The sequence below is a fragment of the Psychrobacter sp. ER1 genome (assembly GCF_048631835.1).
Taxonomy (GTDB): domain Bacteria; phylum Pseudomonadota; class Gammaproteobacteria; order Pseudomonadales; family Moraxellaceae; genus Psychrobacter.
Map to the genome: position 1 here is coordinate 1949992 of NZ_CP184640.1, position 23470 is coordinate 1973461.

Genomic DNA, 23470 nt, shown 5'->3' on the forward strand with positions numbered 1-23470 from the left:
GTACCGCTCATTTATGAGATATCATTGCTTAAAGGTACAAATAACTTCGTCATAGTTACTATCCATACTTTGTAACCCTAAGTACGAACCTTCATATTCAGGCTTAAAAAATTCCTCTAAATTTTTCGCAATACCAAACTCCGTCTCACTCCCAGAGTTCCCAGGCATTGTTACGTCATACATATATAAAGGTTGAAATCCTTTCTTTTGCCATTTATAAAACTTTTGGACAAAGCGTGAATCAACATCGCAGTTAGAAGGAATACGGGTCAGGTCTTGTTGATTAAAAAAATCACTAAGCTCATAAACTCCTTCAAGAGAACTGTCTTCTATGACGCCCTGACCTGAGCCAAGTACAACCATATTTGGCTGAGCTTTGGTGCCATAAGCATTCATCCAACTGGTATCACTTAAACCTGCATTAATAGAATAGATCGAACTTTCAGAACTACCTTCCTCTTTAATCGGGCTTTTTACTCGCCACTCTTGCACATTAGGTAGTGCCGCTAATTTATCCCATGTCCAATTTTCATTAGGTTTTAAAGCCAGATAATCGGTTATTGTGATAAATTGCGGTGCATCAGAACTCTTCGCTTCTAAAGCTTCCTCATCTAAGTTATCACCCTCATCATCGAGTTGATTATCAGTACCGCCTATACCATCTGGGCATTGAGTCTCCTTACCCTTTTATCAATGCAGAAGGTACGGCCTTCTTTATCGTTAACGACAGCAATACCGTTATTAAAATCTATTAGGCCTTCAGTATCATCCCAATAAGCCTTGGTAAACTGCATGGGGATTACAATCTTACCTGTCTTATCGATATAGCCGTATTCAAGATTGTCACTGTTCTCTTCATAACTAAAGACAGCAGCCAACCCATCTGAGAAATCATTGACCATTTCATATGCTAAATTTATTGTAATAATCGATTTGTTAGTGGTATCAACGTAACCCCATTTACCGTCTTTCTTCACGGCGATAAGCGACTCACTTAAGTTGCCCATACTTTCATACATAAAGGGTATGACCACCTCATTCTGTTTATTAATCAGTCCATATTTACTTTCATAATCTTCCGGGTCCTTAGCTGGACGAGCTGCTGTGGCGAATCCATCATGGAAATCAGCTAAAGCTTGGTATTCAAATGGGATAACGGTTTTACCCTGTTTATCAATAGCACCATATAGACCTTCAGCACTCACAACGGCAAGTCCGTTAGAGAAACTGCTTGCCCAGTCGTACTTTGGTTCTATAAGAACTTTTCCCTTTGTATCAATAAAACCATATTTATCGTTTTTACTTATGGCAGCTAACCCTTCTGAAAAGTCATTGAAATCTAACGACTCTCCACCCTCTCCTGCTACTATCGCATCAAACTGAAATGGAATAATCAATTGTCCGTCTTTATCGATATAACCCACTCTATTAGCTTTATCATATTGATCGTCGCTCTGCTTAATTACCCCTGCAAGTCCGTCTCTTAAGCAACCGACTTTGTCATAAACTTCTACGTCAGGTACAACGCATTTTTCTTCTTTTTTATCATTCTCGACTTCAGCACTATCGACTGCTTTTTTTCACTTACTAACGATGGCGTCACTTCAGCATTATTTTTGTCACTGCATCCTGATATGGCGAGAAGGCTAAAAACTAAGGGTAGATAGATACGTTTCAATGCAACAGTCCTTTAGGTAGGGATACTTAGAAATTTGGGGTTAATATAAATATTTGATAATAATTTCTGATATTGTGATTAATAGTCTTTCTAGGTGTAAAAGTTATAAACTCCTGAAGTCATATAACTACCATCTTTAGATTCAGCAGTATGCAAAGGCTGAATTGAAGTACAGCCTTTGATCTGGATGATGTATATAAAAAAACCTAATACTCTCTCACCAAGTCTTGCTCAGTCTTATCATATTTAAAACAAAAAGGCCCGTCTTGATAGCCGTAGGAATTTCTGTAAGCATCGATATTGCCAGAGAAACAAAAACGGTTGGATTTAAGATTAAAATCGTAATGTATAGTATCGCCTTTATTGTTAACGACTACCGCCTTTCCTTCATCGTCAGCTGCAGCTGATAATGAATAACGAAAAGGCACTACTGTCTTCTTAGCAGGGTCAATCACAACCAAACGATAAGGTTTTTTGTTGACGTACCCTGTGACATTGGTCTCAAAGATATAGATAATCTGATTACCATTGAAGTTAGGCTTGCGCTCTTTCATAACGGTTGCATAGCTTTTCAAACGACTGTCTGTGCAAAATTTCTCGTCCTCATAATCAAAATCACATTCAACCACTGTGACACCATATTTTGTTTTAGGTGCTGCATTACCCGTAGAGGATAGACCTAAGATAATCATCGATGCTGCTAGTAGCAGGCTTGTCCTTTTAAACATGAAATTTTTCCTATAAATTTAAATAAATTGAGTACTTTTTACGCGGCTCACTTTCAGATGTCAGTAAGTATGCATTTTTAAGAATAGATGTGAGAAATTACTGATCGTTTTGCGGATAGCGCTCTTGGTCTATCTCATTCCAGTCCATGTAGGTTTTTTAGAAAGCACTTTCCCTTAGCGGTCTAATGTATAGCGCGTGATACTGTCATAGCCGTTATCATAAGCATTAACGCTTTTAGTATTTAGGTTATAGACATCGAGCTTCCCATTTTCATAGCGACCACCATCGACATCTACGGCATCCCCCATTAGCTCCATATAAGCCATATCATATTTTGGTGAGACAATGACCTTGCCTGTTTTATCGATGACGCCCCACTTACCACTTCTATAGTCTCCAATCTTGACAGCAGACAGTCCTTCTGAGAACTCCATTGCCTCATCCCATTTGGCTGCTATCACTGTTTTGCCAGAGGTGTCTACAAAACCTGTTTTGCTATCTTCATCACCCAATGTAGATGTGTTATATCTGGCCAATCCTTCTGAATAGTCATCTAGCCAGTTAAATTTAAACGGTACGACTGTTTTACCTGTTTTATCAATTGCTCCAAATTTATCATTTTTACTCACCACTGCTAGCCCATCATTAAAATCACCGGCACTCTGATATAAGTAAGGTACGGTCATTTTCCCTACCTTATTCATATAGCCATATTTACCGTCTTTGTATGCGGCTACCATCCCTTCTTGGAAATCTCGGAAATCAATGTAATAGCCACCAGTCATCGGTGCTTGATGCTCAACAGGTATGACTAATTTACCCGCTTCGTTAATATAGCCTTGCCAGTACAGATAGTCTTCGTAGTCCTCACCGCCGTCATAGCCTTTGACCATTCCCATTTTCATGATCGCGACACGAGCCATACCTTCAGAGAAACCACCACAGCTGTAATATTTTGCAGGTACGATGACTTTTCCTCTGTCATCTTTGTAGCCACACTGAGGTTGCTCCGTATTCTCTGATTCAAAAGCTTGTAAGCCAGCGGTTGCACTACCTGTGCCAAACACTGTACATAGACCCAATATCATTGCCACTTTTCTATTGTTTTTTTCATTTAAATCTCATTTATAAGGTATACACGCTCTCTGTAATCCACAAATATATCTATGAAATACAGCCTATAGATATCACTATATTTAATAAACAATAGTAGTCAACTTTATTTCAATAATCAATATATATGTTATGAGATATAGTAATTTTAAATAATCTTGGAGAATCTAAAGGCACAAAAAGGACACAACTTAATCGCTGTGTCCTTTTTTATGCTTTGTAAGGATTTACTATGGCTTCACTACGAATTAAGAGAAAACTTTATTTAGATGACTGTTATTCACGAAGCTAAAATCACAGTATAACTTTTGATGCTTCTCACTATTAGTAGATATCAAATGGGTATTTAGACTGTAGAATTATTCGTAGCTTTATCACTAAAATCATTATTAGCATTTGGCTTAATATAACGCGGCATTTTTTGTCCAGTTTCTTTAGCAACAGTATGTAGCATCTGTTCAATCCAACCGACATTAGCGCAGGCGAATACATCAATGATAAAAGTAGCATAGACCCAGCCGCCAGTCGTTTTGATATAAGTAAAATCTGCAACTCACAGCTGATTAGGACGATGGGCTTTAACATGATAGTACGTTGACGGTGCAATCGGTAGTCTTCGGCAGATAAGCTCGATCCCATAACTACATCTATAGTCATCAATAAACTGAACCATTATCTGGGTAGGCGGTCGAGCTCCGCTTGGGCAAAAAAAGCGGTAGCCTTACGTATAATTTTGTTAGCTTACTTAAGCTCTTTATTTTTGCATTAAAGCTTTTTGATGCGCTCTTTGTCACTTTGAGCCTGCACTGAGGCGGGAATGGTTTGATCAATGTATTTTTTATGCCATGATCGAAGGGGCTCAGGCGTACAGCCAATCTTTGATGCTATGGCTTAAATAGCTAACCATGTGGAGGGTTAGTCGCCTGCCGCTTCTATCAGCATACGAACGGCGCGCTCTCCAATCTCAGGAGTGTAAGTTTGTCTCTTCATTGTCATATTCTCTCAAAATGTTGAATATTCGACAACCCCGGGGCGGTTTAGTTTAATTACTATCGTTAAACTAGATAATTAAAAGCTTTCAAGTTTAGGTCTACGGGATGTACGGCAGGGGGCATTTTTGTGGTTGACACTGTTTACACACTACTAATGAGCGAAATATCATAGTTTATGAGCTGATTAATTCAACTTATGACGACAATTATCTTGATAAACACTGCATTTTAGAGTATAAACTTTTGATTGCTTATAAAATATAAAACTAATTGTTGTTAGAGCGTGTATCTGCTTGCATATCAATTATTGCAAGCTCTGAACCGCCCCGGGATTGTCGGAGACTCAACATTCTGAGAGAATACGACAATGAAAAAACAAACCTACACTCCTGAGATTAAAGAACGCGCCGTTCGTATGCTGATTGAAGCGTCGGGCGACTATCCCTCCACCTGGTCAGCGATTCAAGCCATTGCCCCTAAGATTGGCTGTACGCCTGAAACCCTGCGGTCGTGGCATAAAAAGCACATCGATCAAACTATTCCTGCATCGGTGCAAGCGCAAAGTGATAAAGAGCGCATCAAGGAGCTTGAACGCGAATGCAGAGAGCTCAAGCAAGCCAATGAGATCATACGTAAGGCTGCCGCTTTTTCGCCCAGGCGGAGCTCGACCGCTGACTAAAATCATGATTCAATTCATCGACGATCATAAGAATAATTATGGGGTCGAGCTGATCTGTAGAGTATTACCGATTGCCCCATCAACCTATCACCGTGCTAAAGACTTGGAGAGCTACCCTGAAAAACGCTCACTGCGCAGTCAACATGACGACTTTTACATCAGCGAGATTAAACGTATCTGGCAGGACAGCAAATGCCGTTACGGTGCGCGTAAAGTATGGCAGCAGATGAAAGCTGACGGGTTAAAGGTTGCTCGTTGTACCATAGAGCGTTTAATGAGACAGCATGGCTTACAAGGTGTCTGGCGCGGTAAGGGTAAAATAACAACTCACAGCCGTGATGATCAAAAGCGTGCTGATGACCTAGTTAATCGTAACTTTAGCGCTCATCGCCCTAACCAGCTTTGGGTGGCAGACTTTACTTATATCAAGACGATAAGCGGCTGGGTGTATACCGCTTTTATTATTGATGTGTTTGCTCGCGCTATTGTGGGCTGGAAAGTATCTAATCGTATGAACACAGATATGGTGATGGCGGCGTTAAATCAAGCAATAGCAGATAGAAACTATCCCAAAGATGTGATTCATCACAGTGATCGAGGGGTTCAGTATTTATCCATTCGCTATACTGATAAAATGGCTGACTGCGGTGTGATTGCCTCTGTTGGCACTACAGGTGATTCATACGACAATGCACTGGCTGAGACGGTCAACGGGCTTTATAAGTCTGAGGTCATTCATTATTTGAAAGAGAGCTGGTCTGGTGTGAACGATGTTGAACTAGCAACCCTTGAATGGGTCGATTGGTTTAACAAAACACGACTGCATAGCACGATTGGTTATGTGTCACCTTTTGAATTTGAAAAGCGGTATTATGATAATTTAACCCTGTCAGGCATCGCTGCCTGACTCAAGTAAATCACTCTCCGATAAAGTCGGGGCGGTTCACTCAAATGTTGCTGAAAAATTAAGTGCTAGTGTTATAGTAACTGGGTAACTTTTGATATAAATATAAAACAATAGATTATTTTTGACGAAACATCTAGTCAGTATATAGTTTATGGAATAGCTTCTATGATATCGCTAAAAACAGCTATTTTTAATCCATTTGAGCATAATTTGGACAGAGAATTATTTTTACCTGTTATAAAAAATGCAGTCGGTTATGATTGTATGATAGGTTATTTTAATAGCTCTTCCTTTCGAGCCATAGCCCGGTCACTTCTTTACTACTTGCAGTCAGATGTTAATCATCAGATGCGCTTAATTGTCAGTCCGAATTTATCGAAAGAAGATATTAATACCCTTATCAATTTGTATGAAGGTAATGTATATCACGAGGATATAACTGAATTTATTTTGAATCAAGATAACTTAAGCCAATCGACCTTTCATGCTCTGGCTTATCTTATTAAGCTAGATAAAATTCAGCTTAAAATTGCCCTACCAGAATCAGGACTGTTTCATGTTAAGTGCTGGTTAATTCCTCAAAGTGATGGTAGTGAAATAATAGTTCAAGGATCAAGTAATCATACTGAAAGTGGCCTAGTCAGAAACTTTGAATATTTAAGCGTTGATTCTACGTTGAAGAGTAAGCAGTCATTGCATATCTGTCAAAAATTGCGCCAAGACTTTGATCTATTGTGGGAGAATAATTATCCCAACATTACTTGTGGCAACTTAAGCTTAGATGTATTGCGAGCTTTATTGCTCCAATTTTCATCTATCCAAGTCTCCGCCAAATATACTATACAACATTTGACAAATGCGTTACGCCAAGCCCTTAAGCAGCAACAGGAATCCGAATATATGCAAACTGAGGATTATACCTCAAACCTCAAGAGCCTTTTATCAGACTATAGGCCTGATACACTGTCTACTCCTGCTTGGCTAGACTATCGTACAGGTGATTATGCTCATCAAGGAGAAGCAATAGACGCTTGGTTTGCGAATGACAATAAGGGCATACTGTCTATAGCAACGGGCGGGGCAAAACACTGACCTCATTAACTACCGCCACCCTACTAAGTAAATCCTTAAAAATCTATTAGTCGTTATTGCTGTTCCTACAAAAGCCTTAATGGCTCAATGGGAAAGTGAAGTGGCATTATTTGGCTCAAAAGCTGTGAACCTTAATAACATTAACGGCTCTAAAAATAAGTTAAGCACAATTGATCGGACTTGCAAGAATCTCAAATTCAACTCCTCTCATGTTGAAGTTTTGATTATCAGCCATAATGCTCTTAAATCCGAATTAATGTCTAAAATTGAGAAGTACTCGAGTTCGTTTAGTACATTACTAATTGCAGACGAGGTTCATAACCTTGGTAGTACTGGTTTTATAGAAAATCCGCCAGATTTTTTGATTTTAAGATCGGTCTTTCAGCAACACCGATACGCCAATATGATGATGAAGGTTCTGAATTTTTATTACAGTACTTTGGTGATGTGGTTTATGATTTTCCACTTGATAAAGCGATTGGTAAATGCCTTGTTCCATTTGATTATTATGCTCATATTATTAACCTAACGGCAGAAGAAGAAGATAATTTTTACGAGTTAACCCAGAAAATAAGACGGCTGTCTTTTGCAGTCAATGCTAGTAAAGATAGTATCGAATTTCAAAATTGGTCAAGGCTTTGTATCAAACGACGTAAAATTATTGAAACTGCAGAAAACAAGATATTCAGCTTTGAGCGATGTCTTCCCTCTAAAGGCTCTAATATTACAAATACTTTAGTCTTTTGTAGTGATAAACAACCAGAGCAACTTGAACTTATAAACGATATTCTAAATAAAAACATGTTAATTTTCATCAGATTACCAGTCATGAAACCGCTAATAACACTACTTTAAAGCAAATTATTGATGAATATAATCAAGGTAGAATACAAGTATTAACTTCTAAGCGGGTATTAGATGAGGGATTTAACGTACCGCAAACGCAGACTGCCTACATTCTTGCTAGCAACACTACTAAAAAACAGTGGACACAACGACTTGGGCGAGTATTAAGAAAAGACAAGGGTAAAAACGAGGCTAGTATTCATGATTTTATTGTCATGCCCTCTATGTCTAATGCTGTTATGGATGATGATTTTAAAAACCTATTAAAATCTGAAGCCACACGTATACAGTTTTTCTTCAATTTTCAAAAAATGGCACAGAACAAAACGGTGCGGTCGAACTTCTTGGTAAGATTGGAGATTTATTACAAGGAAAAAGGAGATAACTATGTCTATTTCATCACGAAAAATTAATACTATGATAGAGGATGAGTTTTTAGCTAAATACTATGGGGCTGAAAATAGCAAATTACTTATTAATCTTTCAAAAACTATTTATGCTATGGAAGCAAGTATTACAGGTCAAAGCAACCAGAAAAAAATTGAAGAAATTCGAGCTAAAATTGATGCAAAATCAGATGACTTTATTGTTAAGTGAGTAAGAGATAGCCATGAAACTGATAAGAGCCGATATTAAAAATTTTCGTTTGTTGAAGGATCTGCAGTTAGACTTTTCAACACAAGCAGACAAGCCATTAACTATCATTCGTGCCGCTAATGAGTCAGGCAAAACAACGTGTCAGTACGCCCTTATGTGGGGTATTTGGGGTGAAGAAGGATTGCCCGATAGGTATCAGAACTTCAATATTATTTCCTTTAGCGAACTTGATACGAATCAAGCAGTACCTGAAGTTACCATAGAGTTTGAAACGGAGGCTAAAGAAGATCAGCCCCACAAACGCTATCGTTTAATCAGAAAATATATCCTTGCATCAAACCCTCCTATTGATGACCTCACCATTTTTGAAATAAAAGCCACTGGCGCTGTACCGCTATACGATGCTGAGAAAACACAACTTATTCAAAACATTTTACCTGAATCTCTAAAGGATGTTTATTTCACTGACGGGGACAGAGCATTATCATTTATTGAAGCGAGTTCTAGTCCAGGAGTAAAGAAAAGACGTGTCGAGAATGCGATTAAATCATTACTATCGTTAGACATCTTAACTGACACTATTCGCCATATAAATACAGTTTCCACTAAATTTGAGTCGGAAGTAGATAATCGCGATTATGCTCAAGAGTTTGAATTAATTAATAATCATATTATTTCGTACAATGAAGATATTGCAGAGCAAACTGAACGTTTACAAGGTTTAGAATCAAAGAAAACCAACTTAGAACAAGGCAAGAAAACAGTCAATGCAAAAATAGAAGAAATTATTAGACAAGGTGATAAAAACAAGCTTATTGGAGAAAGAAAAAGGATACAAAGAGAGATTGAAAGTCTGATTAGAACAGAAGCTGAATCATTAAAGGCAATGCGAAATAATGTTCAAAATGAAAATGTTTCGCTTGGCCTATTAAAAGATGATTTTAATAAAGCTAAATCCTATTTAGCAGATTTAAAAGATAAAAAACAATTACCTAAAGCTAATGTACCTATCTTAGAAGAGCTACTAGATAAACCGAAATGCTTTTGCGGCTCTAGTCTTGATGAGCTTACAGATGAAGGTAGAACACACCGTCATCATATCCAAGTTGCTATTGTAGACAGTGAAGAAGCTGATAGGAAAACTGAACTAGCAACAAGCTTGCACTTTGCTATCTACCGTAGTGATACTGATAAAGCAATTGAACAGTGGAAAAATAAATATAACTCTTCTTCACAGCAATATTATAATCTAAGTAAGCTTATCAATGACAAACAGTTCGAGCTTGATAAGAAAGAAGAAGAGATTGCTCAGGTTCAAGACGATGGATTAGATATCTTTCGCACTCAACTGCGTGAATATGAGAATAAGTTGATGGAAACTGTCTCTGATATCAGTGAGGCCAATACAATCATAAATACAAATCAAGAAAGGCTAGAAAGTAGTGAGCGAGAAAAGCAAAAAATTCAGAAAAAACTAAACAAAAATGATAAGTCGACTAATAAAATTGAATTGTCTAAAACTTTGAAACGCGGCTTTGATAATATTCTAAATAAACTAAAAGGACAAGAGGTTGAAAAAGTTAGTCAAGAAATGAACCGTATCTTTTAGATATGGCTGGGTCTTCTGCTGATAACAATGACTTTTCATCGATTACCAAAGCTGAATTGAGCTCCAACTATGAAATCTTGGTTTATGGTATGAATGGTCAGAAAATCAATCCGGATCAAGACTTGAATGGTGCTTCTAGGCGTGCCATCACACTTGCATTTATTTTGGCACTAACTAAAATTTCACAAGTCGAAGCTCCGAATGTTATTGATACACCGCTTGGCATGATGTCAGGTTATGTTAAGCAGTCTGTATTAAGACAAATGGTGAAAGAAGGCTCTCAAATTATCTTATTCTTGACTCATGATGAGATTAATGGCGTTGAGCCTTTAATTGATAGATATGCTGGCGCTGTATATACCCTAACCAATCCTGCTCATTATCCCAAAATATTAAAGAATAAACCGCTCACAGAGAATGGCAGCATTTTACGCTGTGACTGCAATCATCATGAGTCATGCTCAGTCTGTGAAAGAAATAACTATTTAGAGGAAGCCTAGTATGTCAATGCGAAACCCTTTTGAAAGCTATCAAATTGCCATACCCAGTAAATATTCAGATAAAGTAAAGCAATTTTGTAAGCAATCTAGTTCACAAACTAGCACACAATATACACCTTTTAATCGCCAAGTGGATTTTTGGTACTTTGCTTTTCTCTATGCTACTAAAGAAGATTTATCACCTGACCATTTAACAGATACGTCTAATATTACTGCCGCTAGCATTTTAGATGATTATCATATTAATCATATCCAAATGGCCTATTTAGCTAAGAACCTAGATATTGAAAGACTAACAGACAGTAGGAAAATATTTAATTACGCTGCTGACATGGCAAATGCAGGTATCCCGCATGTTATTCAATTATTAAGTGATGATGAAGACACGCCTTTAGATAATTTATTCTTCTACTTAGAACAAAATATGAAGTAAACATACATTAGTATATGGTGTTCTAAAAACATGCTAGCGATAAAAGTCAGTAAGAAATCTTTGCTAATTTTTCTAACTTTATAGGGCTCTCAAAGCCTCAAGAATCGTTCAAATTTTAATTAGAATACTTTTTTATACACCACTATATATTGAAGTTATATGTAAGACTTGACGGGACAACAACTAAATCTAAGTATAATAATATGTACGCTCGCTAATCAAAATTATCGTTATAAATAAGACCTATGTAAGGAAAAAGTATGTCAGTAGATCCAAAAAATATATTTGAAGCAATAACCAAACCGGTATCAGAGCTATTATCTGATAGAGGGCTTGGCCTATATATCCCCTCTTACCAACGCCCTTATAGTTGGGACAAAGAAAAAGTAAATAGGTTAATTGAAGATATAAGTCATGGCTTTAAATTGCTTTTAAACTCTGAAGATAGTTTCACTTTTTAGGAACAGTAATTACCATTCATGATCATAAGCATGTGACTGTCCAACCTATTGTTAGACAAGACGTGCCAAGTAAAGTACTTACAGTGATTGATGGTCAGCAGCGTATGACAACCCTATTGCTTCTGTGCATGGCACTACATAATGAACTCTCTGTTGTACATCAAAAATATATAAAATATAAGAGTAAAATCGAAAAACTATTATTGAAAATCAAGGCGGCTTAGATTTTGGAGAAGAGAAAAATGAGGAGCTTCAAAACTTTCAAAATGCTTTTGAATGGCTTGACGGGCAAACTCGACAAGTAATAGATGCACTTGCAAGTACATTCTACGAAAAGTATCCCTATGGTGAAACACCACTTTATCCAAGAATGATTAGATCTTTAGACGATCAATGGTCTAAAAGTGCCAAATCTCGTAAATACTACTCTTTCGATAGCTAATCTAATAGCAACATATATAGAGCAGATTGAAGATGGGGGGTACAAACCCATTCACTTTAAGCCTAAAAAGCGTTCAGATAAAAATATTGAAGGTGAAGAAGCCTTAGTCGATAGATTCAATCAACTCAAAAGCTTGCTTGGAAAATTAGGCACAAGTAATGATGAAGAGATTCAAGAAGTTCCAACTAATGAAGAAATTTATAACTCAGAAACGCTTCAGTTAGGTTTACTAAATCATGTCGCTCCGATTGATAGCATTAAAGATGTAAGTGAGGATTATAGAAAGCAGTTTGACGAACTCTCTCCTAATGTTTTATGCGAACTATGTGTTGAGTCGCGTCGTAGTAACAGTTGTTCAAGGCAAAAATGAAGATTATGCATTCACTATCTTCGAGTCACTTAATACGACTGGAGAGCCTTTTAACTGCATTTGAAACATTTAAGCCTCGTGTTGTTGGTTCAGTTGATTTAGAAAACTATGAAAAATCAGAAGAAAAAGCTTTGATGGATGAAATATCAAATTACCTTAGTCAATACTCTGCTGGCAAAGACCTACAAAAAGGAAACGATGGCCCTATTGATTGATTTCTTTGGTGCTTATGAAGGTATAAAGGTTCCTCGTAGGTTAGCGGATCAACGTTCTGCTCTGAAACTAGGCTTTGAAACAGCTCAAGAAGATGAGAATCCAAAAAAAGGAGAAGTTAAGATTTATACAGACTATGCGAGACGCGGCTAATTTTAGACATTATTTTTGGGATGCAACTAGCTTTAATGATATTCATAAATTCATTGGTAATTTAGAGCTCTCTAGTAAGTCAAAACTATGTTTAACCTTTTTGGGTGACCTAAAACACACCATTGTTATTCCTATACTAACTAACTTTTTCACTCAAATTATTAAAGCTGAGACTATAGAAGAAAAACAAGCAAGATTGCATGATTTTGAAGAAGCTCTTCAAGCAATTGTTGCGTTTAGTGTTTTATGGCGTGCTTCAAGAAACGGAACTGGAGGTATTGATAATCAATACCGAGAATTATTGAATACAACTGGTATGCGATCAGGCCTACCTCCTATGTCTAGAAAAACATTTGAAAGACGACATTATCAATATTGATTTATTTAAGAAGGAAATGAAATCACGCTTAATTGACTCAGATCGCAAAGGTTCGTTAGAAAACAAAAAAGGCTTCATTAATAAAGCTATTGAACTACCTGTTTACAATATAAATAAGAAGGTAGCCAAATTCTTACTACTTGCAGCCCATCATAATGCCGTAGAAGACCCCTTGAACCCTGGACTTCTTGTAAAAGGTAAAGAAGCATTAAACTCATGCTTAACATCGGATATGTACAACGATGAGAGAAACCTATCTTTAGAACATGTTGCTCCTCAAACATATACTAATGGATGGGATCAAAATATTTATGCTAGAAACACTCTTGTTCACACTTTAGGTAACTTAATATTAGTATCATCTACGTTAAATTCCTCTTTAAGTAATAGAGTATGGAACGAAAAACGTAACCTTTACCGTGCCGCTGGAGCTAGAACTGAGGAAGAGGCAAAACAAATTCTTATAGATTCACAGAGGAATCAGAATTTCGATTTCCGTAATAGCACGAAAGATGTCATTGAAGCTCAAAGCTACATGCCTAACTTAGTTGCATTAAGTAAAATGGAAGCACCGTGGACTGCAGAGTGGATAGAAAAACGTTCACAGCATTTATACTCATTAGTCTGGGAAGAACTGATGCCATGGCTCAGTTAACTGAAACAGCTTATTACTTATGACACATCACACACATTTTACCTTGGCCATAGATATCATCCATATCTAACTCAGGCTCACCATCAGGTCTAAGCGGATTAACTTTAATCCGCTTTTTCATCTTTGCAATTCGCTTTTCATGATCGGCTTTAATCTCAGCAATACGCTCAGGACGACTGAGCTGCTCCAATGATTCACGCTCAGACCATGTAAACGGCGTTTGGTTAGCTAAAGCTTCTTTCTCATAAGCCATAGCTTCTTTAAAAGCTTCAGGATGACGCTCTAGCAGTCCTACCCACTCTATCTTACGCTGGAAGAAACAGAAAGTGCATCCACTGCGTGTACGCCACTCATAATATGATGGCAACCCTACTCCAGAGTTTTCTAAAATATCCATGACACCTGGCTTATCTATACCGTCCTCTCTGAAGGGCAGTTTAATAACAAGCTTTTCGTCACTAGAATCATAGCCAGTACGGTAAGGCTCATCAGCACGAATAGCAACGTATGAGTGCACCTCATAGCCATCATCTAAGAAACCTTGAACCCAGTCTTGAAAAGGCTTCAGCTTCATTTTAATGGTGCACCAACGTGCCTGCGGAGAAGGCAGGTAGTCATTATGCTGAGTTAGCCAGAAATCAAAATCTCTATCAGGGTTTATATGTTGAACAGGTTTACCGAGATAACCCTCTAAATAAGAAAGATACTCATAAACTTCATCAAGCTCTTTGCCAGTATCGGTGAAGAAATATTCAATTTCTAACTCTGGGTAATGATCACGCATATAAATAGCTAATGCAGCGCTGTCTTTACCGCCTGAGATACCCAGTACATGTTTAATTTTTGACATTTAAGATTCTTCCTTTTCAGCAGATTCTTCATTGAGAGACTCTAAAAGCTTAGCAATCACAGCAATCCTATCGTTCATATCAAGCGCACTACGTTCTAAAGCTTGATTGATTTGGTCTACTTGTTGCCTGATAGATTCGGCATTCTTAGAGGTGATATGAGCCTCTCTTACTAAGCTTGTCGTGGCATTTGGAGACTTAGTAATAACCCCTACTTTCTGTCTATCTGGGCTGGCATTCACATCAGCATTAACTTCTGCTTCCAAAAACTGAAAACCATATGTGGCGATACGCTGCTGGGCTTTAGTAATGTCCTGGTCAATCCACTTTTTAGAAGGCTTATTACCTGCTAATAAACTGATTAAGCTTTCAGCATCATTCATAGAGCCATCGTACTTAACGAGTCTGGCAATGAATGAATCCAATAAATAATCACCGGATTTGCCAAATAGTGCCTCAGAGCGTTTATTAATTTCGGTGTAAGGATTAACACTATCTTCTTTATCTTAAGATGGTTTTGAAGGTTCATATTTATATCAGAAACTAAATCCGGATAAACCTTATCTAGCTCTTGCAGGCCATCAATAATTTTAGCTACCTTTGCATCATCATCATCTGCTGCACTAAAGAACTTCGGTAAATCATCAAAAAGCAGTTGGTTAGGGTCATTTGCTTTTTTCAGAATATCACGCAGTTGCATGGTTTTAGGTGATAAGTTGCTAGTACGCTGTATCCATGGATGCATGCTAAAGAATATACTTACTAAGGCTTGCGCAATAGGTAAGGGTTCGTCCTCAATTTTGGTATTTAGACGTGCACCAAACGCTTCTTGTAGTCTATCTCGTAAAACGTGAATCCATGATTGTACGCCCTCCAAAAAAGACACTTCTCTCACACCCACATCAGCTGGCACTTTAATTAAATACTCAGCCAACAAATACTGAACTGAAGGCTTATATTCACCATTGATATAACTAGCTAAATCACTATGGCGCGATAGTATGTAAGCAATATATAGAATTTCATGAAGTCCAGCCTTAACACCATAAGGAGGGGCTTCCCAAGCTTCATATATTTCCTTAGCGGTAACCAGATCACCTTTAGCCTCAGTAATGATACTATCTGCACACTTCCAGATAGCTTCTAACTGTACATCATCAGGCTTAGAAAAATAATAGTTACCGTCGCTATCCACTTTATGTAAACCATTTTTGACAATAACTGATTCATATACGCCTTTTTCAGGTGGATACTTTTCCATTCCTAGGTTTGGCTCTTCACTACGTTCAATCATACGTTTAAGCAATTCACGGATTGCACCTTTAGCGCTAGGTGACGGCTTATTACGATTGACTAGCTCATTATTGCAGATGAAGTTTTGAGTAACTTGCTTATCGGCGATGGTTGATGCAAGTGCTGATAATTTAAATCGGTTCAGCTGGCTTTCAGGGTTTGATAAATGATTGCTATACCATTTTGACGCATTCAAACTCTTATCAAGCAGTCTATTCAACGCGTCTTCAATTTCAACCAGACGTCCCTCAGTTTCCTGACGCGCAATCTTATCGTTCAGCAGTCTCTCTTCATTTTTTAAGATATTACTCAGGGCAATTTTGTCTTTTAACATATCAATGATAGTCGTATGACTATCCAAGACCGCGACAACCAAATTACTGAACTCATTAGAGCTGTCTATTTTTTTGCAAATCTCTGTTGCCAGTAATACTTCTTCATCGTTTTTAGGTATCAGCAGACAGAAGTATCCGACTAACGACGCATTGATATTATCTTGCAGGCCTGAAAGTACTTCTTCTAATGCATCAGTAACTGGAAGTAGTTTCACTTCCATCCAACGGAGGCTACCGGTAATTTGATAATGCTTTTTTGCAACGATAGGCTCAAACTGTTCCAGCTTTTCAAATGGTAATGATTCAAGATCCTGAATCTGTTCTCTCATCGCATCGTTTAGGTTGAAATCGCTACCTTCACTAAGCACATAGGATTGTTTAAATTTACTATAAAATATAACCGAAGCTGACTCTAATGACTTTATAAGCTCACCCAGCTGCTCTTCATCCACACCTAGTAGTGTCATTAATAGATCAGGACTCGCATGCACTCCCGTTCCATCTGCAAAAATACTAATGAGAGCTATTATTTTAATTAACTTAACTGCAAACTCATCATCAATTCCTTCATAACGATTAACTGCCGTTTGAGACAGCAACCACTGTTTACTGTACTCAGAAGCAATGATGGCATTATTTAAATTGCTATCCAGATAATCCCAAAACTGATGTGGCTGAAATAAAGCAAATTTATCAAGTGTCGTATTCTTTAAATAATGACCAAATCCATTTGGTTCAGACGACATTAAGAAAGAGAAAATACTACGCTGGTTTTGCCCAAAGTTCTTTGAGACAATTTACACAATAAAATTGCCACAACCGGATGTAGAGGAAAGACGTCGCTTAGTAGTTAGGCTAAGCTCTCACATTGGTTTGGCGAGAGTTAGCAATATTAGTAACTAAAGACTGGATTTGGGTGGTGAAGTCATCGCTATTTTTGTATCTTTGTAGCTGCTCACCATTTATATTGATGACTTGACCAATTAAATAAATCTGCTCGTCAACTGATAGAGTAATAGCGAAATCGTCAAACCTTCCTTGAATTTTCATCCATTCATTGTGCGTTTTATCAGTCGCTTGACGTGCATAAGCGGTAAAGGATTGATGTAACATACCAACTAAAATCATTCTTCCATTGGTTCTACTTACAAACTCCGCAAGTTGCTGGAGAAAATAAATATCATCTGGACGATGGCTTTTAGCAGCACCATCAAAGACCTTACCTAGCTCATCAATGAAGATTATAAGGTGTTGCTCTTTAGTAATATAGCTTTCCAATGCCTCTAGAATATCTTTAGCACTCGCACTTGATTCTAAATTTAATGCATCTATAAACAGCTGCTCTGGCGCTATCGTCTGACCTGTTAGGTTGAGCGTTTTCCATTGTTGGTTTTTAGAGTTAAAGTATTTAACAATAGCAGCCTTATTTTTTTACTTAACTTAGAAGATGCTATTTCAACGATTTCTTTATCGTCGCTTACTAAACCCTGTAAAAATAAAGCTAAACTAGATTTCCAGATCCAAAAGGACCTGTCCAAGTAAATGCTGTCCGTCCACCCTTTATATTATCAATCATATTGATTAGGATTTGTTCATAGGACGCAGTACAGTAAAAATTACTAATAGGTCCTTTATCGTTGCTATCAGCATGGATGTTTATAGAGCGTTGAAAATATTGATTACGCTCAATGTGGTCTTCAAGGTATTTATCTGTATTAGTAATAGTATTCATGACTATTTATAACTCTTTAATTAATTTATTAAAAATATGGTAATTAAATATTCTTCAGTAAGTCTTAATGGCTATAATCTTCTTTTCGCATATTCTCTACGCACTGCTCAAAAATAGCATTCAAATTGCTGCCATCAGTTATTTGGAATTGGCGAATCCCCAGCAGACTGAGTCCAAGTTAAAGAGTAGTTAGAATCCTGTAGTTGCTCCGCATAATCTATAATCGCATCTTCATCTAACATGAATACACGCCCTGGCGAACATTCGTCATAAGTACACATCTCTAGCGACAAGGTATCAGCTGCCCCATTATGAATCCGCCAACAGTTAATTAACGAATAAACGAAAACATGCAGTGTCAAAGAGTTCTTCTCACCTCGTAGTGCTCTAATGTTTTGCTTATTAACACGGGTCAATAGCCCAAGCTCTACTAGCGGACCTTCTAATACATTTTCAAAATCATCAGTCGCTTTACGAGTTTTCGTTGTGTAATTTTGAATCAAGCATTCAATATCTTTTTTATTGTTGAATCTGAAGGAGCCGATAAGCCGTGGTCTTTAAAAAACTCTTTTAATAAGCGAGCAAATTCTTCGCGGCTTAACTCTGACTTCGTGTTGATATTGAAGAGCCAGTAATAGGTCATTAAATTAGGGTTTGTGACGAGGCATAAATGCAATAGCCAAATGGTCGAAGGCGATTCTAGATAAGGATCCAAACCATGATCAGCAAAAATATTTTCAGCATTATAAAAAGAATTGAGTTGTTTAGTTGCGTTTACATTATCGTTTTTCGAAATTTCATCAATTATCGTAGTAGGCTGTGTATTATAATAAACGCTGTTATCTCTGATAATCATAGCCGTATGTGTTGACCAAAACCGCATAGCATTCAACATATTTTTACCAACACCAAAATCAGCAATAGCGGTATTTTGAGAGAAGACGTTTTCGATCTCTTCAGATTCCGGCTGTATTGCAATTTGATCATGAACTTTTTTTAACCAGCCATATCTCAGTGGGAAGGTATCATGGCCTGAAAGAGTTGGTTTTATATTATCTATCAAAGATGCAAAGTAACGCATAAATTTCAATCAATCCATATAATTTATAATAAACTTGTATAGTTGCTTTCTGCATTGAACAACTCTCCAATGCAGAAGTATATCATGTTACTATCTTTATGTAATGAGATTCTCTTTTTTCAACCTAAAAACTATCCTATACAAATAAATAATGAAAATTTTATGAAAACATATATTTAGATTACAATTCACATACCCCTTGCGACACGTCAGTTATTAAAGCTATGCAGGACATATGGTCTCAGCCTGGAAACCCTCATTCAGACGGACACTTTTTTGGCTGGAACAAACAAACATTAGTCAGTGATAGCCTCACAAAATTAGCTGATATATATGACTGCTTTGAGGAAGAACTGTTAATTACTTCAGGAGCTACTGAAGCGAATAACTTAGCTATCTATTCAGGCATCCCTATTGCCGAAAAAACGAACCCACAAGCAGACACCGTCCTAACCAGTCACTTAGAACATAAATCTGTCTTAAACCCACTAGAGATAGCTGCTAGTAAATATGGTCTAAAACTGCTTTATGTGGACATCACATTGGAAGGTATTATCGACTTACAAGATTTGCAGACCAAACTTGAGCAGAATAATGTCCTATGGGTTTCTTGCACGATGACCAATGGTGTTATAGGAACAAGCCAGCCTATCCATCAAGTTGCTGAGCTATGTCAGCGCTACGATACAATGTTACATGTAGATGCCTCACAAGCAGGTTATCTTGATATTTCTTGTCATGACTTAGAAGTGGATTTTCTGACACTATCAGCTCATAAAATATATGGTCCATCAGGTATTGGTCTATTGTACTCAAAACACTTACAACACCCTGAACTTATACCTATGATCTCTGGTGGTGGTCAGCAGGATGGTTTGCGTGCTGGTACATTGCCTGTACCACTGGTTGTTGGATTCGCTGAAGCAGCTAAGGTGCTAGATGAGATTAAAGAATCTGAAGCTTTACGATTAAGATACCTAAGAAATACATTACTAAATGGTTTGACTCAAGCTCTTGCAATCACAGTGTTTGGTGACTTAGATGGTCGCCATCCTGGCAACTTATACTTAGCGATTGAAAATGTCGATAGTATGCAACTTCTGAACAACCTACAACCACACCTCGCTTTTTCGCTTGGCTCCGCTTGCGACGGTTTGAGTCGTGAATACTCACCCATTATGAAGGCAATGGGTGTTCCAAAAGATGTCGCTGAATGTGCATTCCGAATTTGTGTTGGGAGAATGACTACAATTGAAGAGGTTAACTCGGCAATAGAGATGATTGTAGCTAAAGTTAAGAAATTGAAATGACTTTAGCTGAGGTTAAATTTATATATTATTTGGCTCGAAATCGTATTACTGACCCATGCTATAAAATCTGTAGACTTAAATAGGTTTTATGGCGTGTTGAACATTCAAGGTTTTAACCAGAGATAAGCATAAACGAGAGCCAGCGTATTCTCAAACTTTACCTAGTGGTATTTTAAATTATGTAATTACTCTAAACGTTAAATTAAATCGTGATTTATTAACTTTCTTTCGCTTAGGAACCGCATGTTGCCAAAAACTCTGTAATTCACCAGACATTATCAATAATGTGCCATGAGCGAGAGGTATGGTTAATTTTAAGTCACAATTTGCATTATTACGGATCTGAAAATCACGTGTTGCACCAAAGTTAACAGAGCCTATCACTGGGTTTATACCTAGCTCTTTTTCATCATCAGCGTGCCAATTTAAATAATCGTCTCCGTTACGATACCAATTCAGCAAAACACTATTAAAATTCACGCCTGCAACCTCTTCTACTTTCTCTTTGATGTAAGTTAGTCCTTTATTCCAAGAGTTAGGCTCCTGCTTAATACCCGAATAGCTATAAGACTTGCCTTCATCACCATACCATGCAGTTAATCTCGGTATGGCTTTACGGCCATATAGGTTGATATATTCTTGTTGCCAAGTAATATTAGTGAACTTGATTTTCTCAAACTCTTCGATAGGAATAGATTTCCAGTCAGTATTCATAGAATCGTAACTTTCATTCTCCAAAAAGTATTCAACACTTCTATCACTGATTTTCTCATTAAAAAAATTAGGCGCAAAAAACAGTTTGCCATGAGGCACAACAATATCAAAACCCTGTAGTGCCTCATTCCACTGATAATAATAGCCTCCAACATCATCAGGGAATTTAAAAGGCAGAATGTGTTTATCAGTAGAAAACAAGTCCATAATCTTCCCTTAAACAGTCTTTATACAGGCAAACATTGCAGTATAATTTTTATTATTACGTGGAATATTAAAGGTATTTAAAGCCATATTAGTAGCTGTTTTTCTTACTTTCCTAGATTCTTTTGGTGGTGTTCTAAAGACAGGGCGAATGGTATTAGCACCTACATATGTACTGGCAATGTACCTATAAAGCTTTAATATATTTCTTTGATTATTCATACCGTCTACCTCGTGGCTTACTACATGAATATAGTGCATACCAATCGTTGAGGTAATAGTTTCAAAAAACTCTAGAAGATTAAACTCATCAGCAAGTGTTATATCCAAAACCTGCGAAAATATATGAATCGTCACTTTATTAGTATCAAATAACAAGTCCTCACTATCCAATGTTTCTAACTTTTTATTGACGGTGCGAATAGTAGCATCTGGGAATTTTAGTTTAGCGATGGCTTCTGCCCGGTTTAAAGCAATCTTTGATGGTTCAATAAGAATGACAGACTTGAGATAGTCTTGCCATGTTCTGTCATCGTCATGACTCCATCTACAGACTAGGTTTAAAAAGGATAATCCTTGTCCGCAACCATAGTCGATAATTGTAGTATCGCCATCAATCATACTAAACTCAAACTGTTTATCCCATTGCTCATTACCCATTCTGCCATAGGAATATAAGTATTGGTCTAATTCGGTCAGTATCATCGAGAATACCTCTGCCTCTACCTAGAACTTCTGGTCCATTTCCGTAAATATCATCTGAATAACCTTTTCTAAGAGTTTCGTGAGTTAAATTGTCCGCAGTCAACGTACCATTATTAATGTCTTCAATGACTTGATCGGTCATAAGGTATCCTATTTAGAGTATGTGTGAAGCTAGATGTTCATTATTCAAAAACGAAAGTCATTTTAATCTTAGGTTCTATAGCTCCCTTTTTCTGAAGCCTCAATACAGCTGCCTGTAATCAATGTTTCTACTTTATTATCATGCTTCTTAGATTCCTCATTAAGTACTTGCTTGATAAGCTCAATATTCCGAGAATCCTTGAGTAGATGCTCTGCTAGACATATGAATACATTCATGATTGCCTATTAGGTAATGATACTAAACATATCTACCATAGGCGCAGTTTCAGTAGATATCCTTACTGAACCGCCCCAACTTTATCGGAAGTTGCTTCATAGAGTTTTTAATAATTAAAACATGCAGATATGTATAAATCAATTTTTATAAAAATTAGTTGACTAAATCCCCCTATTAGCGAGGATAATATATAGCCATGTATCTTCTGATAGCAGCTAAATTTAATTAGGCAGGTGAGTTTATGAGCAGCAAAGAACTAAAGGTCTTTAGTTTCTGTCAACAGCGTTTTGCCTATGCGTCTTCTCATGCTGCCAAACGCATCGCTCAACGCACATCTATGGATATATTAGAGTTAATGAGCTTGCTTGATAACGGGGCATGTGTGAATATTGGCCAATACGCAGGTTCTTATAGAAAGCATTTATTATTCTTTAGTCCTAAAGACAAATTTTACTATGTAGCTATCCAAGATGAACGGTATGGCAAAATCATCACTGTTCTACCTCCAGCGTATCACAAGAATTTAGCATGGCGCATTAAAGACGAACAATATCAGCTAGCTAAAGAACGTCATGAATCATATATCAAAGCCGTTACGGTAGCGGCCCAATCTAAAGAATGTCATAAGTTGTTTGAGCCTCATACAAATAGTGAAGGCCCGCGCAAATACAAGATATTGGTTCAAGCATTATATATTAGCGAATCTTTGAAAACCAAACGTAAAACGCTTTTGAGAATACCAGTAGATTTTCACATAGATGATTTTGAAAAAAGTGTAAAAGAGCTGATTAAGGACCTAGCGTTATACGAGGAAATCGATAAAGGTATTAAAAGAAAGCGTCTCTTTCAGGATACTATATATGCCTTATGTTTCAGGCAAGAAAAAGATGCAGCAGTTTTTTATACTTTAACATTAAGGAGTCAATATGAAGCGGAAAATCACGCAAAAAACTATCAAGAAATGCGTCAAAATATGAAAAAGTCTTGTCCCCTTATACCAGTGCTCATATAGCTTTAGCTG

29 protein-coding genes, 2 pseudogenes and 2 other annotated features are annotated in these 23470 nt (G+C 37.2%); of the genes and pseudogenes, 17 read left to right on the forward strand and 14 right to left on the reverse strand.

Features of this window, described 5'->3' with window-relative positions; genetic code table 11:
• Nucleotides 1-21: 21 nt before the first annotated feature.
• The 5 genes and pseudogenes from ACOBWA_RS08945 to ACOBWA_RS08965 all read right to left on the reverse strand — a co-directional run.
• Nucleotides 22-492, reverse strand: a complete 471-nt coding sequence (locus ACOBWA_RS08945; protein WP_420229114.1) for a hypothetical protein — start codon at nt 490-492, stop codon at nt 22-24.
• A gap of 161 nt (nt 493-653) precedes the next feature.
• Nucleotides 654-1424 carry a WG repeat-containing protein gene (locus tag ACOBWA_RS08950; protein WP_420229115.1) on the reverse strand — a complete coding sequence of 257 codons (771 nt, stop codon included), beginning with the start codon at nt 1422-1424 and terminating at the stop codon, nt 654-656.
• Nucleotides 1425-1884: 460 nt separating this feature from the next.
• Entirely contained in the window at nt 1885-2406 is a 522-nt protein-coding gene (locus ACOBWA_RS08955; RefSeq protein ID WP_420229116.1) for a hypothetical protein, read from the reverse strand.
• A gap of 174 nt (nt 2407-2580) precedes the next feature.
• The gene (locus ACOBWA_RS08960) at nt 2581-3495 is read right to left on the reverse strand and encodes a WG repeat-containing protein (protein WP_420230751.1); all 915 of its coding nucleotides are present in this window, start codon (nt 3493-3495) and stop codon (nt 2581-2583) included.
• A 488-nt stretch (nt 3496-3983) separates the two neighbouring features.
• Nucleotides 3984-4510, reverse strand: a pseudogene (locus ACOBWA_RS08965) (IS3 family transposase); the annotation flags it as partial.
• Nucleotides 4119-4235: a sequence feature (AL1L pseudoknot), on the reverse strand. Its footprint overlaps the pseudogene before it by 117 nt.
• Nucleotides 4511-4879: 369 nt before the next feature.
• Between ACOBWA_RS08965 and ACOBWA_RS08970 the strand changes: the two are divergent.
• The 15 genes from ACOBWA_RS08970 to ACOBWA_RS09040 all read left to right on the forward strand — a co-directional run bounded on the left by ACOBWA_RS08970 (nt 4880) and on the right by ACOBWA_RS09040 (nt 13848).
• Nucleotides 4880-6098, forward strand: a protein-coding gene (locus tag ACOBWA_RS08970) for an IS3 family transposase (RefSeq protein WP_420229117.1) whose coding sequence is annotated in 2 segments (ribosomal slippage) — nt 4880-5160 and nt 5159-6098 — 1221 coding nt in all. Because the reading frame shifts where the segments join, the coding sequence is not laid out codon by codon here.
• Nucleotides 5155-5270, forward strand: a sequence feature (AL1L pseudoknot). (Overlaps the previous gene by 116 nt.)
• A 165-nt stretch (nt 6099-6263) precedes the next feature.
• The gene (locus ACOBWA_RS08975; RefSeq protein ID WP_420229118.1) at nt 6264-7190 is read left to right on the forward strand and encodes a phospholipase D-like domain-containing protein; all 927 of its coding nucleotides are present in this window, start codon (nt 6264-6266) and stop codon (nt 7188-7190) included.
• 79 nt (nt 7191-7269) lie between these two features.
• Nucleotides 7270-7719 (forward strand): hypothetical protein, encoded by a 450-nt coding sequence (locus ACOBWA_RS08980; protein ID WP_420229119.1) that lies wholly within the window; start codon nt 7270-7272, stop codon nt 7717-7719.
• Nucleotides 7638-8045: a hypothetical protein gene (locus tag ACOBWA_RS08985; protein ID WP_420230795.1), complete on the forward strand. Its 408-nt coding sequence runs from the start codon at nt 7638-7640 to the stop codon at nt 8043-8045. Before ACOBWA_RS08980 ends, ACOBWA_RS08985 begins: the two co-directional genes overlap by 82 nt.
• Nucleotides 8046-8053: 8 nt before the next feature.
• Nucleotides 8054-8449: a DEAD/DEAH box helicase gene (locus ACOBWA_RS08990; protein ID WP_420230752.1), complete on the forward strand. Its 396-nt coding sequence runs from the start codon at nt 8054-8056 to the stop codon at nt 8447-8449.
• The gene (locus ACOBWA_RS08995) at nt 8424-8633 is read left to right on the forward strand and encodes a hypothetical protein (RefSeq protein ID WP_420229120.1); all 210 of its coding nucleotides are present in this window, start codon (nt 8424-8426) and stop codon (nt 8631-8633) included. The genes ACOBWA_RS08990 and ACOBWA_RS08995 overlap by 26 nt, the downstream gene beginning before the upstream one ends.
• Nucleotides 8634-8646: 13 nt before the next feature.
• The gene (locus ACOBWA_RS09000) at nt 8647-10242 is read left to right on the forward strand and encodes a hypothetical protein (RefSeq protein ID WP_420229121.1); all 1596 of its coding nucleotides are present in this window, start codon (nt 8647-8649) and stop codon (nt 10240-10242) included.
• A 2-nt stretch (nt 10243-10244) separates the two neighbouring features.
• Complete coding sequence (locus ACOBWA_RS09005) at nt 10245-10742, forward strand: hypothetical protein (protein WP_420229122.1); 498 nt, start codon at nt 10245-10247, stop codon at nt 10740-10742.
• A gap of 1 nt (nt 10743) precedes the next feature.
• The gene (locus ACOBWA_RS09010; RefSeq protein ID WP_420229123.1) at nt 10744-11175 is read left to right on the forward strand and encodes a hypothetical protein; all 432 of its coding nucleotides are present in this window, start codon (nt 10744-10746) and stop codon (nt 11173-11175) included.
• 260 nt (nt 11176-11435) lie between these two features.
• Complete coding sequence (locus tag ACOBWA_RS09015; protein WP_420229124.1) at nt 11436-11636, forward strand: GmrSD restriction endonuclease domain-containing protein; 201 nt, start codon at nt 11436-11438, stop codon at nt 11634-11636.
• Between the two features lie 32 nt (nt 11637-11668).
• Nucleotides 11669-11860 (forward strand): hypothetical protein, encoded by a 192-nt coding sequence (locus ACOBWA_RS09020; RefSeq protein WP_420229125.1) that lies wholly within the window; start codon nt 11669-11671, stop codon nt 11858-11860.
• Between the two features lie 180 nt (nt 11861-12040).
• Nucleotides 12041-12448 carry a hypothetical protein gene (locus ACOBWA_RS09025; RefSeq protein ID WP_420229126.1) on the forward strand — a complete coding sequence of 136 codons (408 nt, stop codon included), beginning with the start codon at nt 12041-12043 and terminating at the stop codon, nt 12446-12448.
• 138 nt (nt 12449-12586) lie between these two features.
• Complete coding sequence (locus tag ACOBWA_RS09030; RefSeq protein ID WP_420229127.1) at nt 12587-12814, forward strand: hypothetical protein; 228 nt, start codon at nt 12587-12589, stop codon at nt 12812-12814.
• On the forward strand, nt 12798-13193 hold the full coding sequence (locus tag ACOBWA_RS09035; protein ID WP_420229128.1) for a hypothetical protein: 396 nt from the start codon (nt 12798-12800) through the stop codon (nt 13191-13193). Before ACOBWA_RS09030 ends, ACOBWA_RS09035 begins: the two co-directional genes overlap by 17 nt.
• Nucleotides 13168-13848: a GmrSD restriction endonuclease domain-containing protein gene (locus tag ACOBWA_RS09040; protein WP_420229129.1), complete on the forward strand. Its 681-nt coding sequence runs from the start codon at nt 13168-13170 to the stop codon at nt 13846-13848. Before ACOBWA_RS09035 ends, ACOBWA_RS09040 begins: the two co-directional genes overlap by 26 nt.
• Nucleotides 13849-13861: 13 nt before the next feature.
• Here ACOBWA_RS09040 and ACOBWA_RS09045 read toward each other — a convergent pair whose 3' ends face one another.
• The 6 genes and pseudogenes from ACOBWA_RS09045 to ACOBWA_RS09070 all read right to left on the reverse strand — a co-directional run bounded on the left by ACOBWA_RS09045 (nt 13862) and on the right by ACOBWA_RS09070 (nt 19137).
• Complete coding sequence (locus tag ACOBWA_RS09045) at nt 13862-14698, reverse strand: phosphoadenosine phosphosulfate reductase family protein (protein ID WP_420229130.1); 837 nt, start codon at nt 14696-14698, stop codon at nt 13862-13864.
• On the reverse strand, nt 14699-15079 hold the full coding sequence (locus tag ACOBWA_RS09050) for a hypothetical protein (RefSeq protein ID WP_420229131.1): 381 nt from the start codon (nt 15077-15079) through the stop codon (nt 14699-14701). It lies immediately after the preceding gene.
• Entirely contained in the window at nt 15076-17070 is a 1995-nt protein-coding gene (locus tag ACOBWA_RS09055) for a hypothetical protein (protein WP_420229132.1), read from the reverse strand. Before ACOBWA_RS09055 ends, ACOBWA_RS09050 begins: the two co-directional genes overlap by 4 nt.
• A gap of 109 nt (nt 17071-17179) precedes the next feature.
• Nucleotides 17180-17602, reverse strand: coding sequence for a hypothetical protein (locus ACOBWA_RS09060; protein ID WP_420229133.1), 423 nt, complete (start codon nt 17600-17602; stop codon nt 17180-17182).
• A gap of 223 nt (nt 17603-17825) precedes the next feature.
• A complete protein-coding gene (locus ACOBWA_RS09065; RefSeq protein WP_420229134.1) occupies nt 17826-18056 on the reverse strand; it encodes a hypothetical protein in 231 nt (76 codons plus the stop codon).
• A gap of 134 nt (nt 18057-18190) precedes the next feature.
• A pseudogene (locus ACOBWA_RS09070) lies at nt 18191-19137 on the reverse strand (DUF4007 family protein).
• 224 nt (nt 19138-19361) lie between these two features.
• On the opposite strand from ACOBWA_RS09070, the gene ACOBWA_RS09075 reads away from it, so the two are divergent.
• Complete coding sequence (locus ACOBWA_RS09075; RefSeq protein ID WP_420229135.1) at nt 19362-20447, forward strand: cysteine desulfurase family protein; 1086 nt, start codon at nt 19362-19364, stop codon at nt 20445-20447.
• Between the two features lie 177 nt (nt 20448-20624).
• Here ACOBWA_RS09075 and ACOBWA_RS09080 read toward each other — a convergent pair whose 3' ends face one another.
• Genes ACOBWA_RS09080 through ACOBWA_RS09090 form a run of 3 tightly spaced genes read right to left on the reverse strand, consistent with a single transcriptional unit; the run spans nt 20625 to nt 22212 of the window.
• Nucleotides 20625-21368, reverse strand: coding sequence for an alpha-ketoglutarate-dependent dioxygenase AlkB family protein (locus ACOBWA_RS09080; protein ID WP_420229136.1), 744 nt, complete (start codon nt 21366-21368; stop codon nt 20625-20627).
• Nucleotides 21369-21377: 9 nt separating this feature from the next.
• Nucleotides 21378-21986 carry a hypothetical protein gene (locus tag ACOBWA_RS09085; RefSeq protein WP_420229137.1) on the reverse strand — a complete coding sequence of 203 codons (609 nt, stop codon included), beginning with the start codon at nt 21984-21986 and terminating at the stop codon, nt 21378-21380.
• Between the two features lie 31 nt (nt 21987-22017).
• Nucleotides 22018-22212, reverse strand: coding sequence for a hypothetical protein (locus tag ACOBWA_RS09090; RefSeq protein ID WP_420229138.1), 195 nt, complete (start codon nt 22210-22212; stop codon nt 22018-22020).
• Between the two features lie 478 nt (nt 22213-22690).
• Between ACOBWA_RS09090 and ACOBWA_RS09095 the strand changes: the two genes are divergently transcribed.
• Nucleotides 22691-23461, forward strand: a complete 771-nt coding sequence (locus ACOBWA_RS09095) for a hypothetical protein (protein WP_420229139.1) — start codon at nt 22691-22693, stop codon at nt 23459-23461.
• Nucleotides 23462-23470 lie beyond the last annotated feature (9 nt).